11 protein-coding genes and 1 pseudogene are annotated in these 17,512 nt (G+C 39.8%); 10 read left to right on the top strand and 2 right to left on the bottom strand.

Features of this window, described 5'->3' with window-relative positions:
• Positions 1-3: 3 nt before the first annotated feature.
• The 9 genes from ABDV70_RS08510 (at position 4) to ABDV70_RS08470 (ending at position 13,458) form a co-directional block, all read left to right on the top strand.
• Complete coding sequence (locus ABDV70_RS08510; protein WP_343597020.1) at positions 4-2,154, top strand: type IV pilus secretin PilQ family protein; 2,151 nt, start codon at positions 4-6, stop codon at positions 2,152-2,154.
• Positions 2,155-2,177: 23 nt separating this feature from the next.
• Positions 2,178-2,738, top strand: coding sequence for a shikimate kinase AroK (gene aroK, locus ABDV70_RS08505; RefSeq protein WP_343597077.1), 561 nt, complete (start codon positions 2,178-2,180; stop codon positions 2,736-2,738).
• Positions 2,739-2,759: 21 nt separating this feature from the next.
• Positions 2,760-3,845 carry a 3-dehydroquinate synthase gene (gene aroB, locus ABDV70_RS08500; RefSeq protein ID WP_343597019.1) on the top strand — a complete coding sequence of 362 codons (1,086 nt, stop codon included), beginning with the start codon at positions 2,760-2,762 and terminating at the stop codon, positions 3,843-3,845.
• Positions 3,845-4,666, top strand: a complete 822-nt coding sequence (locus ABDV70_RS08495) for a hypothetical protein (RefSeq protein ID WP_343597017.1) — start codon at positions 3,845-3,847, stop codon at positions 4,664-4,666. Before aroB ends, ABDV70_RS08495 begins: the two co-directional genes overlap by 1 nt.
• A gap of 482 nt (positions 4,667-5,148) precedes the next feature.
• Complete coding sequence (gltB, locus tag ABDV70_RS08490; RefSeq protein ID WP_343597015.1) at positions 5,149-9,624, top strand: glutamate synthase large subunit; 4,476 nt, start codon at positions 5,149-5,151, stop codon at positions 9,622-9,624.
• A gap of 76 nt (positions 9,625-9,700) precedes the next feature.
• Positions 9,701-11,122 carry an FAD-dependent oxidoreductase gene (locus ABDV70_RS08485; RefSeq protein WP_343597013.1) on the top strand — a complete coding sequence of 474 codons (1,422 nt, stop codon included), beginning with the start codon at positions 9,701-9,703 and terminating at the stop codon, positions 11,120-11,122.
• Between the two features lie 126 nt (positions 11,123-11,248).
• Positions 11,249-11,839, top strand: a complete 591-nt coding sequence (locus tag ABDV70_RS08480) for a LemA family protein (RefSeq protein ID WP_343597012.1) — start codon at positions 11,249-11,251, stop codon at positions 11,837-11,839.
• Between the two features lie 15 nt (positions 11,840-11,854).
• A complete protein-coding gene (locus ABDV70_RS08475; protein WP_343597011.1) occupies positions 11,855-12,907 on the top strand; it encodes a TPM domain-containing protein in 1,053 nt (350 codons plus the stop codon).
• Positions 12,901-13,458 (top strand): TPM domain-containing protein, encoded by a 558-nt coding sequence (locus ABDV70_RS08470; protein WP_343597010.1) that lies wholly within the window; start codon positions 12,901-12,903, stop codon positions 13,456-13,458. The genes ABDV70_RS08475 and ABDV70_RS08470 overlap by 7 nt, the downstream gene beginning before the upstream one ends.
• A gap of 260 nt (positions 13,459-13,718) precedes the next feature.
• Here ABDV70_RS08470 and ABDV70_RS08465 read toward each other — a convergent pair whose 3' ends face one another.
• Positions 13,719-15,605 carry a DUF262 domain-containing protein gene (locus tag ABDV70_RS08465; protein WP_343597008.1) on the bottom strand — a complete coding sequence of 629 codons (1,887 nt, stop codon included), beginning with the start codon at positions 15,603-15,605 and terminating at the stop codon, positions 13,719-13,721.
• 377 nt (positions 15,606-15,982) lie between these two features.
• On the opposite strand from ABDV70_RS08465, the pseudogene ABDV70_RS08460 reads away from it, so the two are divergent.
• Positions 15,983-16,445: pseudogene (locus tag ABDV70_RS08460) on the top strand (hypothetical protein).
• 31 nt (positions 16,446-16,476) lie between these two features.
• On the opposite strand, the gene ABDV70_RS08455 reads toward ABDV70_RS08460, so the two are convergent.
• Positions 16,477-17,511: a hypothetical protein gene (locus tag ABDV70_RS08455; RefSeq protein WP_343597006.1), complete on the bottom strand. Its 1,035-nt coding sequence runs from the start codon at positions 17,509-17,511 to the stop codon at positions 16,477-16,479.
• Between the last annotated feature and the right edge of the window lies 1 nt (position 17,512).

Here is a 17,512-nt window from a genome sequence, read left to right as displayed (position 1 = left end):
ATAATGAAAAACTCTGTCAAAAAATCAGTTTTTGGGGAACACCGCATCATGAATCCATTGATTCGCCAGTTTGCACTTACCACGATTGCCATGGCCGTTATTCAGGGTGCGCATGCCGAGGTTGCAATTACCAACATCGTACCATTACAAGTGCCGGGTCAAGGTACAGAAATCCGTGTCATGTTTAATGGATTGCCACCTCAGCCACAAGCCTATCAGCTTGAACAACCATCGCGCTTAGTACTGGACTTTAATAAAGCAGGGCAAAGCCTGAAGCAAACGACAATTCCTGTTGCGACAGCAGAGGCGAAATCTGTCGATTTAAGCTCGGATACGACACGTTCGCGTTTAACGGTTAATCTTGCAAATGCAGGCGCTTTCACCACTCGGGTCGAAGGCAATACCTTTATTTTGAAAATTAATTCAGCCACAGCAGCATCGACTTCAGATATTGCAAAGCCTGTTATGCCGATGCAACAAGGCGTGAGTGGTATTGATTTTCAGCGAGGTAGTAAAGGTGAAGGTCAAGTGGTGATTAACCTGAATGACCCAAGTACGCCTGTTGATGTAAAACAGCAGGGTAGTAAAATTGTTGTACGGTTTTTAGGCAACAAACTTCCTTCTTACCTGATTAAACGCTTAAATGTGAATGATTTTGCAACGCCTGTATCTACTGTTGATGCCTATAATGATGGACACAATGGTGTGATTAATGTGAATGCTGGCGGTAGTTTTGACTATATGGCATATCAGGCAGAAAAAACATTAACGATTAGCGTGGCGAAAAAAGAAGAAACCGCGACCACAATGAATCGCCCTCGTACATCTAAGACATATTCAGGAAAGAAAATTTCTCTAGATTTTCAGGATATTGAAGTTCGCCGCGTTCTACAGTTGCTTGCTGACTTTACAGGGTTAAATATCGTCGCTGCGGATAGTGTTCAAGGCAATATTACCTTGCGTTTAAAGGATGTTCCTTGGGATCAGGCATTAGATATTATTTTAAAAACCAAAAATCTGGGCAAGCGTAAAAATGGTAATGTAATTTGGGTTGCTCCAAATACAGATTTGATTAAAGCTGAGGAAGATGAGGCGAAGGCATATGCACAAAGTATTAAGTTAGCGCCATTGCAAACTGAATATATTCAATTGAACTATGCAAAAGCAGCAGATATCCAAAAACTGATTAACCCGAATAGTTCTAGTTCAGGTAGTAGTAGTGGTGCCACAAGTGGCACAACAGATATTACAGGTGATTCTGTTGGTTCTCTGTTGAGTAGTCGAGGTACGGTAACAACAGATGCACGTACCAATACCGTCATTGTAAATGACACTGCGACCAAGATTGAACAAATTAAGAAAATGTTGGACCAATTAGATGTCCCGGTAAAACAAGTCATGATTGAAGCTCGAATTGTGAGGGCATCAACTGATTTCTCTAAATCACTTGGGGTGAAATGGGGATTTTTGTCGAGTAAAGGGACAACAGTTGCAAGTAATACAGAAAACTTATGGACAATGCATAATAATAAATATGCAGGTAAAAGTGATACGATTAACAATAACCTCAATGTCGATTTAGGTTCGACGGTTGCGAACTCTTCAAGTATTGCATTTGGTTTATTAAATACCGCTGATTCATTACTTACCTTAGAACTTTCAGCGTTACAAGCAGATGGTTTAGGTGAGGTTGTATCGACACCTAAAGTCATGACGGGTGATAAACAAGAAGCAACGATTCGCTCGGGGGTTAAAATTCCGTATCAAACTTCTAGTGCAAATACTGGAACAACAACATCGTTTCAGGATGCGGTGATTGAACTTAAAGTTGTGCCAAGTATTACTCCAGAGGGAAGTGTTCAAATGAAATTGAATATTTCTAAAGATACGATTGGTACTTTAACCGATGCAGGTTATGCCATTGATACCAACAAACTCGACACCAATGTTTTAGTCAATAATGGTGAAACGGTTGTATTGGGTGGACTCTATGAAGATCAAAGCTCGAATGAAGTGAATAAGGTTCCGTTCTTTGGTGACTTACCTGTTGTTGGAAATTTGTTTAAAAACAGAACGAAAACACAGACCAAGCGAGAGTTATTAATCTTTATTACCCCTCGAATAGTTAATGACACTTTTTCGAGAAATCATTAAGATAAAAAGGTTGCTCTAATTGTATAGGTGGCTCCTTGCCAAAGAAAGCATTAATCCCCCTACCAAATATCTATTTGGTGGGGCCCATGGGGGCTGGAAAAACGACAGTTGGTCGACATCTTGCTGAACTTTTAGGGCGTGAGTTTGTCGACAGTGATCATGAAATCGAGCGTAAAACGGGCGCCTCGATTCCATGGATTTTTGAAAAAGAAGGTGAACTGGGGTTTCGTCAACGTGAACAGATGGCGATTGATGAGTTGACCCAGCGTTCAAATTTGGTTTTAGCAACAGGTGGTGGCGTTGTTACACAATTTGTAAATCGTCAGGCATTAAAGCAACGCGGTATTGTTGTTTATCTTTATGCTCCTGTAGAAATCCAGTTACAACGAACGTATCGCGATAAAAATCGTCCATTATTACAAGTTGAAAATCCTGAAAAACGATTGCAAGATTTACTCGCAATTCGTGATCCACTCTATCGGGAAATCGCGCATTATATTATCGATACGCATCAAGGTGCTGCCCGTGAACTTGCACAAAAAATCCTGAAAGAAATTTCTGTGCAGTATCCCCATTTTCATTAATTTATTTTCATTGGTTGTGTCATGCAAACATTACATGTTGAATTAGGTGATCGTCGTTATCCAATTTTTATTGGCAGTCAGTTAAACCCTGAACAGTTACTTGCCACGTACATTCATGGTAAGCAGGTGATGATCGTCACCAATGACACCGTTGCTCCGCTGTATTTGCAGACCTATGTTAATGCTTTGGAAAAATTAGGTAAGCAGGTTGCACATTGCATATTGCCTGATGGGGAAAAATATAAAGATATTGAACATCTTAACCTGATTTTTAATGCACTGCTTGAGACTGGATTTAATCGGGATTGTACAGTCGTTGCTTTAGGGGGTGGTGTGGTTGGCGATATGGCAGGTTTTGCCGCCGCCAGTTTCCAGCGCGGGGTTTATTTTGTTCAGGTGCCAACAACATTACTGTCGCAGGTTGACTCAAGTGTGGGTGGAAAGACTGGTATTAACCATCCTTTGGGTAAAAACATGATCGGTGCTTTTAAGCAACCTCAGGCAGTGTTGGCAGATATGGCACAACTCAAAACATTGCCAAGCCGTGAATTATCCGCAGGGTTGGCTGAGGTTATTAAGTATGCACTGTTAGGTGATCTTGAATTTTTGGAATGGTTAGAACTGCATATTGAGCAATTGTTGGCTGGTGATGAAGTATTATTGGCCGAAGCGGTTTACCGTTCATGTGCGCATAAAGCACGGATTGTTGCCAATGATGAAAAAGAACAGGGCGAACGTGCATTATTAAATTTGGGACATACCTTTGGTCATGCGATTGAATCATTTTTAGGATATGGTGTGTGGCTGCATGGTGAAGCGGTTGCAACAGGTATGGTGATGGCAGCCGATTTGTCTTATCGAATGGGCTGGATTTCGGCTGAAGATCTGGCGCGTACAAAAAAAATCATACAGCGTGCAGGATTACCGATACGATGTCCTCAAATTCCACTGGATGATTTCTTGGGTTTCATGGCACACGATAAAAAAGTGCTTAATGGACAGCTTCGTTTAGTTTTATTAAAACAACTTGGGCAAGCGGTCATTACCCGAGATTTTGATGTGGAAAAAATGCAGCAAGCAATATTGGAAAATCAAGAAGGTGCATAATGAAAATGCGAAATCAGGCAAATAAAAAACTTCAACAATGGCTATTATTGGGCATTGGACTGATCAGCCTGTTTTTCGCATTGATTTTTTGGTTGATTAACGACATTCGCCCCTTAAAAAAGGATGAAGGCGCTGTAGCTGGCGATGCTCAACCCCAATTTCAGGCCGAGAAAGTTGCAGCAACACCTAACTTAGGGGTGATGACTGACGAAGTTCGCCCTTTGCAGCAGACTACACGTGTCGTTGCTTCGGGTAACCATGATATGGAGTTTCGTGGGACTAAATTTTTATTGGCAAACCAAAATAACTATAGCATTGAATTGGTGCGCGTCACCAAAGAAGATATTATCCGTAACTTTTTGGATCGGCAAACCAATCGTCATGCGTTCTTATATTTTCGCTTAGCATTGGAACATCAACCAGAGCACTATGTACTGAATTATGGTCTGTTTAATAGTCAGCAAGAAGCAGAAGATCAGCTCCAGCGTTTATCTTTAAAATTACCTAAATCGGTTCACCCTAAAGTGGTTGCATTAAAAGATTATGTTCCATATGTGAATGATATGGGAATGGATGAGCTGAGTTCAAATAGTACCTTGTATGAGGTAAAACTCAAACCTGCTCCTGTTCCACGTATTGATGAGTTACAGCAAGCCATGCTGGACAATCTGGCTGCTGCTCGTGCACAGGCGAATCGTCAGCCCACAACGTCAACTATCATTACGCAAAGAGATCAGGCGGGGAATGTGGTCAATGTTGAAGAGTCCAAGTCGAATATCTCGCATCTTGCTGCATCAAACCCTGTTGTTAAAACGCCTTAAATTGAAGCATTTTTATGGAATATTAAAAATATAATTGTGTGTAAAATGGTCTAAAATAAGGCAAAAAATAATCTAGACTTTTAGTTTTGCACCGTAATGGTTCATAAATAATGCATTTGGATGTTGCTTGCTAAATGAGTGATCCGTTAGTCGGTTGATATATCAAGGATGTTGTATATTTTTTGTTAATTGGCATGTTTTTTGCTTGTTTAGTGCATGAGTTGAGTTCAAGTGTGCTTATTTTGGCGCAGAAAGATTCAATGCGGACGCAAAACAGCAGATGTGTCTGCTACAAAAAAGTGCATCAATCTCCTCCTATATTGGTATAAAGATATACAAGAGTAGATTAATTCAGTCTATTCTTGAGAAGAGGTAACGGCTTTGAGCACTGGTTTGTAAAAGACCAAATGTCAATTGCCAAAGGAAGTTAGAAAAAGTGTGATGCTCAGACGAGCAATGTAAAAGAAGGGTACGCTATGCACATGCCATCGCCAAATACTGTAGCTCCCGCTCAAGGTTTATATCAGCCTGACGAGTTTAAAGATAACTGTGGATTTGGATTAATTGCTCATATGCAAGGTGACGCAAGTCATCATTTAGTTCAAACAGCCATTCATAGTTTAAGTTGCATGACGCACCGTGGCGGGATTGCCGCAGATGGTAAAACAGGAGACGGTTGTGGCCTATTACTGGCTATGCCGAAAGCGTTTTTCCGCGACGAAGCAAAAAAACTCAGTGATATTACCCTTAGTGAGATTTTTGCTGTTGGTACGGTTTTCTTAAACCTTGATCCTGCAATCGCTCAGCATTCAAAAAATATTCTAACCAAAGAACTTGAAGCGGAAGGGCTTCGTGTTATTGCGTGGCGTGTTGTGCCGGTTAAAACAGAAGTTTTAGGCGAAATTGCGTTACAGTCTTTACCTGCATTTGAACAGGTGTTTGTAAACTGCCCAATGGGCGTATCTGAAGTTGAATTTAACCGTAAGTTATTTTTAGCGCGTCGTCGTGCAGAACAACAACTCAAAAACGATCCTGCATTTTATGTGACGACTTTATGTTCAACTGTCATTAGCTATAAAGGCTTGATGATGCCTGCTGCAATTGCAGACTTCTATACAGACCTTGCAGATGAACGCTTGGCTTCACACATTGTTGTGTTCCACCAACGCTTCTCAACCAATACATTACCACGTTGGCATTTGGCACAGCCGTTCCGTTATTTGGCACATAATGGTGAAATTAATACCATTACAGCAAACCGTAACTGGGCAATGGCACGTACTCCAAAATTTGCCAATCCATTATTACCGGGTTTAACTGAACTTAGTCCGATTGTGAACCGTACAGGGTCTGACTCATCGAGCCTAGATAACATGCTCGAGATCCTTGTGGGTGGTGGAATGGACTTCTTCCGTGCACTGCGTATGCTTGTTCCACCTGCATGGCAGAACGTGGAAACACTGGATGCGGACTTGCGTGCATTTTACGAGTTCAACTCAAAACATATGGAAGCATGGGACGGCCCTGCGGGTCTGGTTATTCAGGATGGTCGTCATGCCATTTGTATGCTTGACCGTAATGGTTTGCGTCCTGCACGTTGGGTCATCACCAAAAATAACTACATCACACTTGCTTCAGAAATTGGCGTGTGGGGTTATTCACCTGAAGACGTTGTGTCAAAAGGTCGTGTTGGTCCCGGTCAAATGTTAGTGATCGACACTTTTACAGGCAAAGTACTCGACACTCAGGATGTGAATAATCACCTGAAAAAAATGCGTCCATATCGTCAATGGTTGCGTGAAAACTCTGTACGTTTACAAGGTAGCCCAGAGTTAGAAGAACATCTAATTGATAAAGGCTTAACAGGGGATAACCTGAAAGCTGCTCAAAAAATGTTTAATGTCAGCTTTGAAGAACGTGATCAGTTATTACGTCCAATTGCAGAAAGTGGTCAGGAAGCTGTCGGTTCAATGGGTGACGATACCCCAATGGCGGTGTTGTCTCGTCAAGTACGTAACCTAACAGATTATTTCCGCCAACAGTTTGCGCAGGTAACAAATCCACCAATTGACCCATTACGTGAGTCGATTGTGATGTCGCTTGAAACCTGTATGGGGCGTGAGCAAAACGTATTTGATCAAGGGCCTGAACATGCAGACCGTTTGATTATTTCAAGCCCTGTATTATCAAACTCAAAAATGCATCAAATTCGTACTTTGGGTCGTAAAGGCTATGAAATTGCCGATATCGACTTAAATTATGAAGCATCTGAAAGTCTACAAGCCGCTATCACGCGTATTTGCGAAGAAGCTGCACAAGCCATTCGCAATGGTAAAACGTTATTGGTGATTTCGGATAAAAAAATCCGTGAAGGCTATTTACCTGCAAATGCGGTACTTGCAACAGGCGCAATTCACCATCATTTGATTAACACGGGTTTACGTACCGATGCGAACATCATTGTTGAAACTGCGGTTGCACGTGATGCACATCAGTTTGCAGTGATTTTAGGTTTTGGTGCAACGGCAATCTATCCATACCTTGCCTATGATGTAATTAATGATTTAATTGCAAAAGGTGAATTGTTGGGTGACCCAATTCATGCACAAGCCAACTTCCGTAAAGGGATTGAAAAAGGCTTGTTGAAAGTCCTATCTAAAATGGGGATTTCAACAGTTGCGTCTTATCGTGGTGGTCAGCTATTTGAAGCAGTAGGTTTATCGAGCGAAGTGGTAGATAAATGCTTTACAGGCGTTCCAAGTCGTATTCAGGGCGCAACATTCGCTGACCTTGAAAATGATCAAAAACAACTGGCAGATTTGGCATGGAAAAACCGTAAGCCAATCGACCAAGGCGGCATGCTGAAATTTGTATTCGGTAAGGAATACCACGCCTTTAACCCAGATGTGATTAATGCATTACACAAATCGGTTCGTTCAGGTAACTATGCCGACTTTAAAGAATATGCCGAACTGGTAAATCATCGTCCGATTACGACCATTCGTGACTTGTTTAAACTTAAAACTGACAATTCAATTCCTTTGGAACAAGTTGAGTCGGTTGAAGACATCTTGCCACGTTTTGACTCTGCGGGCATGTCTTTGGGTGCATTGTCACCAGAAGCACATGAAGCGATTGCGATTGCCATGAATACCATTGGCGGACGTTCAAACTCGGGCGAGGGCGGTGAAGATCCAGCTCGTTATGGCACAATTCGTAACTCGAAAATCAAACAGATTGCATCGGGTCGTTTTGGGGTGACACCTGCTTACCTGACTTCTGCTGAAGTGTTACAGATTAAAGTCGCACAAGGTGCAAAACCGGGTGAAGGCGGCCAGTTACCGGGCGGTAAAGTGAACAGTCTGATTGCACGGTTACGTTATTCTGTACCGGGCGTGACGCTTATTTCTCCACCACCGCATCATGACATTTATTCGATTGAAGACTTGTCACAGCTTATTTTTGACTTAAAACAAGTCAATCCAAAAGCGATGGTTTCAGTGAAACTAGTGTCTGAGCCAGGCGTGGGGACGATTGCTGCGGGTGTGGCAAAAGCCTATGCCGACTTTATTACCATTTCTGGTTATGACGGTGGTACAGCAGCTTCGCCTTTATCATCAATTCACCATGCAGGTTCTCCGTGGGAGCTTGGTTTGAGTGAAGCGCATCAGGCACTGCGTGTGAATGACTTGCGTGGTAAAGTCCGTGTTCAAACCGATGGTGGTCTGAAAACTGGTTTAGATGTGGTAAAAGCCGCTATTTTAGGTGCAGAAAGCTTTGGTTTTGGTTCAACACCAATGATTGCACTTGGTTGTAAATACCTTCGTATTTGTCATTTGAACAACTGTGCAACAGGTGTAGCGACTCAGCAAGATAAGTTGCGTGAAGATCATTACATTGGTGAACCAGAAATGTTGATCAATTTCTTCCACTTTATTGCGGAAGAAACACGTGAATGGTTGGCTGCATTGGGTGTTTCCAGCTTAAAAGATTTGATTGGTCGTGTAGATTTGCTTGAAGTTTTACCGGGTGAAACCGCAAAACATGCGCATCTTGACCTAACACCATTGTTACAGTCGCATCCAGCAGCTGAAGGCAAGGCGCAGTATTGTCAAGTTCAAGGTAATGAACCTTTTGACAAAGGCGTACTTGCAGAGCAAATGGTACAAGACATGTTGCCAAGCATTGAAGCTGGTACTGGCGGTGAGTTTACTTATACGATTGGTAACTGTAACCGTTCAATCGGCGCACGTATTTCGGGTGAAATTGCACGTCGCTATGGCAATCTGGATATGGAAGCGCATCCTGTCATTGTTAATCTGACAGGAACTGCGGGTCAGTCTTTAGGTGTATGGAATGCAGGTGGTTTGCACTTGAAACTTGAAGGTGATGCCAATGACTATGTCGGTAAAGGCATGGCAGGCGGACGAGTTTCGATCTTCCCACCAAAAGGTTCACCATTCCAGACTCAAGAAACAGCCATTATTGGTAACACTTGTTTGTATGGTGCAACAGGCGGTAAATTGTTTGCAGCAGGTACAGCAGGCGAGCGTTTTGCGGTGCGTAACTCTGGCGCATTTGCCGTGATTGAAGGCGCAGGCGATCACTGCTGTGAATATATGACAGGCGGTATTGTAACTGTGCTGGGTAAAGTCGGTCATAACTTCGGTGCAGGTATGACAGGCGGCTTTGCTTACGTGCTTGATTTAGATAATGACTTTGTGGATTATTACAACCACGAACTTATCGACTTGACACGTATTTCGACTGAGTCAATGGAAGACCATCAAGAGTTCTTGTTACGTATTCTTGATGAGCATATCAAAGAAACAGGAAGTGCTTGGGCATACAAGATTCGCAATGAATTTGACTTCTACAGCCGTAAATTCTGGCTGGTGAAACCAAAAGCTGCGAACTTGTTAACCTTGTTAAAAGCAACTCAAGCCGATCCACAGTAATTCCATTACTCAAGAAAATTGATAGGCAGGTGTGGGGAACTGTTGAAGTTCTCCACGCTTACCCACGGAGAGAAACATGGCAGAGCGCCTAAATAATGACTTTCAGTTTCTAGATGTACCACGCCAAGATCCAGAGAAAAAAGAGATTCAGGTTCGTAAAGCAGAGTTTGTGGAAATTTATAAGCCCTTTACTGCGGATGTGGCAAAAAACCAGACACATCGCTGTTTAGGCTGTGGTAACCCGTACTGCGAATGGAAATGCCCAGTGCATAACTACATTCCGAACTGGCTTAAACTGATTGCTGAAGGTCGTATTTTCCAAGCAGCAGAATTATGCCACCAAACCAACACCCTACCAGAAGTGTGTGGTCGTGTTTGCCCTCAAGACCGTTTATGTGAAGGTGCATGTACCTTAAATGACGGTTTTGGTGCAGTGACTATTGGTAATGCTGAAAAATATATCAACGATACCGCCTTTGCTTTAGGCTGGCGTCCAGATATGTCGAGCGTAAAATGGACTGATAAAAAAGTAGCGATTATTGGCGCAGGCCCTGCGGGCTTAGGTTGTGCCGATATTTTGGTTCGCAATGGCGTCAAACCAGTAGTCTTTGACAAACGTCCAGAAATTGGTGGTTTACTGACATTTGGTATTCCAGAATTTAAAATGGAAAAAGACGTGATGAAACGTCGTCGTGAAATTTTCCACGGCATGGGCGTTGAGTTCCGTTTAAACACTGAAATTGGTAAAGATGTCACCATTGAACAGTTACTGGCAGATTACGATGCCGTGTTTATGGGAATGGGAACATACACTTACATGAAAGGTGGTTTCCCCGGTGAAGAACTTGAAGGTGTCTATGACGCACTCGATTTTCTAATTGCCAATGTCAACCGTTGCCAAGGTTGGGAAAAAGACTCATCCGAATACATCAGCATGGAAGGCAAGAAAGTTATCGTGCTAGGCGGTGGCGATACCGCAATGGACTGTAACCGTACTGCAATTCGTCAAGGTGCAGCCGATGTGACATGTGCTTACCGCCGTGACGAAGAAAACATGCCGGGTTCACTTCGTGAAGTGCGCAATGCACGTGAAGAAGGGGTGAACTTCCTGTTTAACCGTCAACCGATTGAAGTTGTTGGTGAAAATGGCAAAGTGACAGGCATTAAAGTTGTGACAACCCAATTGGGTGCACCTGACAGCCGTGGTCGTCGTAGCCCAGAGCCAGTTCCAGGTTCAGAAGAAATCTTACCTGCTGATGCCGTGTTACTGGCATTTGGTTTCCGCCCAAGTCCATCAGATTGGTTTGCAGATGTCAATATTGGTGTAGATGGTTCTGGTCGTGTGGTTGCAGCAGAACAACAACAGTTTAAATTCCAAACTTCTAATCCAAAAATCTTTGCGGGTGGAGATATGGTACGTGGTTCAGACCTTGTCGTTACTGCGATTTGGGAAGGACGTCAAGCTGCTGAAGGAATCTTGGATTATCTTGATATCTAAGATGAGCTAATTTAAAAGAAGCGTCAGGTTTGAACTTGGCGCTTTTTTGTTAAATAAAAAAACATTCTTTTATAAAATTATAATTACAATAAAAAAAACGACCCATTATAAAAATGAGGAAAAATTATGAATTGGGCAAAGAAAACAGCATTGGTTGCAATGTTGAGCAGCACATTGCTATTTACAGGTTGTGGCTATAACACACTACAGGCAAAAGACGAAGCCGTTACTGCTGCATGGTCAGATGTTGAAAACCAATATCAGCGCCGTGCGGACTTGGTTCCAAACTTGGTTAATGTCGTTAAAGGTTATGCAAAACATGAAAAAGATGTTTTAACCCAAGTGACCGAAGCACGCTCTAACGTGGCAGGTTTAAAAGTAGATAAACAGGTACTTGAAGATCCAGCCTTGTTCCAAAAATACCAACAAGCACAAAGTCAGCTTACGGGCGCATTATCACGCTTAATTGCGGTATCTGAAAACTACCCAGACTTAAAGGCCAACCAGCAATTTTTAGATCTACAATCACAACTTGAAGGTACTGAAAACCGAATTGCTGTTTCACGTAATCGTTATATTACCACTGTACAGGATTACAACACGTACGTGCGCCAGTTCCCACAGGCATTGACTGCAAAAGTAATTGGCATGAAAACCAAACCAAACTTTAGTGCAGAAGCAGGTGCAGACAAAGCACCCAAAGTTTCATTTGACTAAACTGGACACACGCACATGGCATGGTACACATGGCGGTTAGATAAAATTCTTTGGACATGGTTGATCGGTATTCTCTGTCTGATCAGCGTCAGTGTCACATGGGCAGAAGCATCGGCTGTGGCGGATAGTGGTGGTGCTGAGGCGATTGTTGCTGGCAAAATCATCCAACAGCAACCAGCGAAGAAAGTAACATCAACTGTTGCCAGTGAAACTGCTGTGACCGTGGCGAATGATATGGCAGAAGGGCAAACGAGCCGTACATTGCCCACCATGAACCAGCCTGTGATCGATCAAGCTCATATTTTAACCGCTGCCGAACAGCAAAATTTAAGTCAGAAAATTCAGACCCTATACCAACAAGGCAAAGCTCAAGTGGGGGTGGTGATTGTTCCAACAACAGGTTCAGAGGATATTTTTGACTATGCCATGCGTGTTGCAGACCAATGGAAACTTGGTTCAAGCAAACGTGATAACGGTCTACTGATTGCAGTTGCGGTCAATGATCATCGTATTCAAATTTTAACTGGCTATGGTTTAGAAGGCGTATTGCCAGATGTCATCCTTAGCCGCATTATTCGCAATTCAATTACCCCATATTTTAAACAAAACCAGTTTGCACAAGGACTCGATTCGGGATTGGCTGAAATTAGCAAAATTTTGAATCAAGACCCCGAAATTGCCAAACAAGCCGCCGATGATCTGAAACAACAACACGAACAGGCTTTGCAGGAGCAACACGCCCGCGAACAAATGTGGCTATATACCGCAATTATTTTGGTGGTAGGGGTATTTGCATCATTTATTGTCGGTAATCGGGTGAGTGCTGCCACCGCAGGCGTTGCAGCAGTTACGGCAGGTGTCGTCAGTGGTGTGGGGATTTTAACCAGTCTGCTACTAGGTGTGGCGGTATTTTTCTTACTCATCACCTCGCTGGCACAGCTGATTTTACAAATGATTCTCTCAAATTCTGGTCGTGGCGGTGGTGGAGGTTTTGGTGGGGGAAGCAGCGGTGGATATGGGGGCGGTGGAGGTCGATTTGGCGGCGGAGGAGCATCAGGCTCATGGTAAGTATTATTGATCAGACCGTGGTTTCAACGGCAAAACAAACGCAGCCAGTCAGTCCAAGCCTCAAACGCTGGTTTAAACACTTTTGTTATATTTCTTCAAGTAAACGCTATTTTAATGAAGATGACCAACATGCAATTGGTCTTGCAGTTCAACAAGCCGAACAGGGGCATGTGGGTGAAATTCAGGTGGTGATAGAAGGACATATTCCGTGTTCGGTGGCGTACCATCAAAACACACAACTTCGAGCGCGAGACTTATTTGCCAGCCTTGGCGTATGGGACACTGCTGCCAACAGTGGCGTTTTGGTGTATTTAAATCTGTGTGAACGGCAGGTGGAAATTGTGACAGATCGGGGGATAAATGCTTTAGCCGAACAAATCGTATGGCAACAGATTTGTGATGATATGGTGGAACAATTAAAACAACAACAGTATCGCCAAGCCGTGATGATTGGGGTCCAGCACATCGGTCAACAATTACAACATTTTTATGCACAGCAAGGCGTGGATGATACGAATGAGTTGGCTGATCAGCCGATTATTTTAAATTGAGCTTAAAGCTTAAAATGCGGGAGATCAGTTGAGCAAAGTTGTCTATAACTGATCATGTCACACTCTAAAATGAGCTTAAAGATTAAGACTGAAGCTGTGAACAGTGGTTATGAGCTTAAAGAAGGATTATAAAAAACCGTTAAAAAGTGCAGTTCGCTGTTGCTGGAAAATTTTGAGTTGGGGCAAAGTGCTCGAACCTTATAATTGAGATAGCCACTAAATTTTGTAATTTAGTGGCTATTTGATTTTAAATAAATAATTTAAAAACCTAAAGATTCGATTAATAAATCTACCATAATTTTACCTCTCTTATTGATTTCGAAGTCAGTCCAATGCTTTACATTGCTTAATGATTGGTTATCAAAAGATAGATTTGTATTGATTGCTAAACCATTTTGGTAACCAATATTAATGGTAAGGCTACCAAGTTTTATAATCTTCAGAGTCTGCTTCTGCGCTAAACTACCTTTTGATAGTTTTGAGTTATACGCAGATAAGGTTAAATTTCCAATTTTATGTACGTTTTCTTGGTGTATATCTTTGATATCCCGGTTGTTTGCATTTCTCTTGAGCATTTCTTCCCAGTCTTTTGATATGTTCTCTGACTGTGGTAGTACATGTTCAATTGTCCAGAGGTAGTCGCCTTTATTATTTCTTTCCCATAAATTAGGGTTATATTGTCGATTTGTCCAGAGAGAGTCTAATTTGATTAGTAAATATCTAGACATACTATTTTGGTAAAAATCATTACTTGATAATACCTCTTTAACTTGATCAATATTTGCAGGTTTATGTTTATTGTTTAAAAAAGAAGACTTTATTAAGCTGATATCAATTTTTTTACCGTTTTTAATAGCGTTATGACAACTCTCAATGACGTCAATGTTAATTTGATCCAGTGTCCTAGTTTTTGGCATATCTGTTAGGTTCCGTCTAATAGCAAATTTTTGTAAGAATGTTAAAATATCTAACAAAGTTTGTTCATGGTTATCAGAAAAAAGATCATGCTCTAATGACATTAAGTACATTAATAATGTATAAGTTGGGGCAGTATTAATATAATTAAATTCTTGAAGATTTTTACCAAGCTCTGTTTTTATATCAGGCTCAATAAGTGATTTATAAATATTTGATTTAGAAACTAAGTCTGAAAATAATTCTCGAGCGTCTTTTTTTTCAATTAACTCTTCATAAATCTTAATTAATTGTGAAGTTGTTGCCTTCTTGTTGTTTATTGAAATTAGTGGTAAGTGGTTGAAGGCATTGAAATACTGTCTTAGGAATCGATCTTCTAACCCTTCTATATTGTTAATTAAATCTTGCCATTGGTCATAAGCTGAATCTATATTTTTATTATATTTGCTGGTTAGTGTGGCTAGCATTTTATTTTTAATAATATCAATTGCAGATAATGGTAATCCACGGTTGTTGAGGGTATCAAATAATCTAAAAGCATCATTATTTGAACTGACCTGTATATGTACCATGGTGATCGCATTGATTTTTTGAGTAATGTTTTTTAGTTCATCAAGATTTTTTTCTTCTAAACGTTCTATAAAATAATTATAAGCTTTAGACATTCTTCTAAGATTAAAATAATTAGGCTTATTCACAGCACTAGGTAAAACACCACATAAACTCAAAATATATTTGTAGTCCCCCTCATTTTCATTCTGTGTCGAAGGTAGAAATCTTAGAATATAGTAGTCATCTTTTAAAGAAAAGACACCTTTCTGTTTAGAATTATTAGATTTTTTTAGTTTTTTTACCAGTTGGTTAGATATATTAATCAGGATCGCTTTATATTCGAAGAAATCTTCTTCATCCATATGTTCTTTAGCTTTTTCAATTTCAAGATTTAATGTTTTCCTTAATGCAGCTAAAAAAATTGATATGGTTGTAAAACGTTGTTGCCCGTCAATGAGCTCAAAAACTTTATCTGTATTGGGTTCAGTAGAGCTCTCATCAAATAAGCAGATAATTGAACCAATGAAGTGGTTTAGCTCATCCTCTTCAATGTCATCTAAAAATTTTTCCCAATGGTCTTTTTGCCAGCTATATGGTCTTTGAAACTTAGGAATATGATAATGCTCATTTGCACTACTTGAGTTTAATATATTTGAGAGTAATTGTTGTGAGGCTTTCATAATGAATTTTAATTTTAAATAACTTTTTATTGTAGCAAATTTAATATTGTCATTTAACAATAGATATCTTCTATAAATAAAAAAACGACCACCTTATTTGATGGGTATTTGTACCCTAGATTTTCGAGCATTAGTGTATCATCCTTTGATGAAATAAATCGATTCAAACAAGCTTTCTGATTTTCAGTTCAAGTAATATACATGCACCTCACGGCTTGAATTTTTTACTGTATTTGTTTCATTTTTTAGAAATGGCAATATATCATTAAAATAAAAAAACTTAACTAACCCGAGTCGCGGATAATAAATTGACTTGAAAAAAGAAGGACTAAAGCCATCAGTTGAGTTACTACACAAAACTCACAGCCCTAGTCCTTATGTTTAATAGTACCGAATTATTCTGTGTCATTGATGATTTCCTTCTTAAATTTGAAGCAACTTATTGGAAATTTCTTAAACAAAGCTATAGACGCCTAAGAATTCGTTCCTCGCAGCTCAGCATTTCAGAAATTACTTTTATCGCAGTTTAGTATAAGTGTTCCAATTTCACTCATTTCAAAGCATTTTACTTGTAGCTAAAACATGATAAATATCATTTATTTAAAAGATTGCCCTGCTATCAATATATAATCCATCGCATCAATATGCATTAATTAGCATTATATGCTCTATATGTAGCTCTAATGAAGAATAAACAGCCCCATAGGGGCTTATAATTTAGTCACGAGAAAAGCTCGAAGTGTTGCTGGCTATTTGTCTGGTATTTATGTTTCTTTGTGTGCATATCAACTCTGTCATCAAAATAAGCCGATGATCCGTATTGTGAAAACATCAGCTTAAACAGGATTCGGGTTATATCTGAGGTATTTTTTTATTCTTTAAATAATAAGTTTTTACGCACGTCATGGTTGCTCCCTTTCCATATTATGCTATCAATAAAATAGTGATGAATGTTTATGAAGAAGATGAAGGAAATTAAAAACAAATGAGGTGTAACTTTTGAATTTAAAGAAAAAAATAGATCTAAATAATTTGGTAGAAACTCAAAGGACAAGGCTCCTAAAATAAAAGCAATTCCCCACCACTTGATCCAACCTTTTAATCCACTATTCTCTTTTTTTATTACATTATATGTAAAAGTTCCTGAAAATAAAAAATATTGTAAAGAATGAAAAAATGGTATCATATAAAAATAAATGTTATTCCAAAAGATTGGAGATAACCAGATATAACCTATAAGAATTGGTGTTAGTGCAATTAAATTAGGTGGTTTTCTTTCCCTAAAATAATTATTAATAATTACGCATAAAAAAACAAAAAAGCCAGATATTGATATGATTTTTATAAATAAGAGATTTTGACTGAAGAAACTTGGAAAATTATATTCTAAGCCCCAATAATTGTTAAGATTTTTATTGGTGAAAATATTTAAGAAAGATCCAATCCATAAAGGATATAGCGAGTATTTTATTAAATTTTGTTCTTTTTTGCTGTAGTAAATTTTATTTCCAGCTGAATAGACAATAAAGCAACCATACGATTGCTTAATATAATGCCACCCAACCAAAAAGAACATAGAGAGTAGAAGAAATGTAAAAATTTTTTTACTATCGTAGTATATGCCAACTGATATTAATAAGAATAATAGACTCGGGATAATTAATCCTACAATTAATTGTTTATTAAGCCCTATTTTCTCTGGAAATGATTTATAGAAAATTTCATAACTAATCATAAAGTGTGGAGAGTTAACAAAGAATGCTAAATAAAACATCCAAATAGCAATATCAATATTATTACCAAACCCTGTGATTAAGATAAAAAGATATGTTAACAAGGCAAATCCGCCAAGCATCATGAAGTCAATAAAAGGAGATATTAAATAATTGTTTGATGTACTGTTCATT

Origin of the sequence: Acinetobacter sp., from assembly GCF_039596015.1 — a bacterium.
Taxonomy (GTDB): Bacteria; Pseudomonadota; Gammaproteobacteria; order Pseudomonadales; family Moraxellaceae; genus Acinetobacter.
The sequence above is the reverse complement of the archived record's forward strand: the minus strand, read 5'-3'. Positions and strand labels throughout refer to the sequence as shown.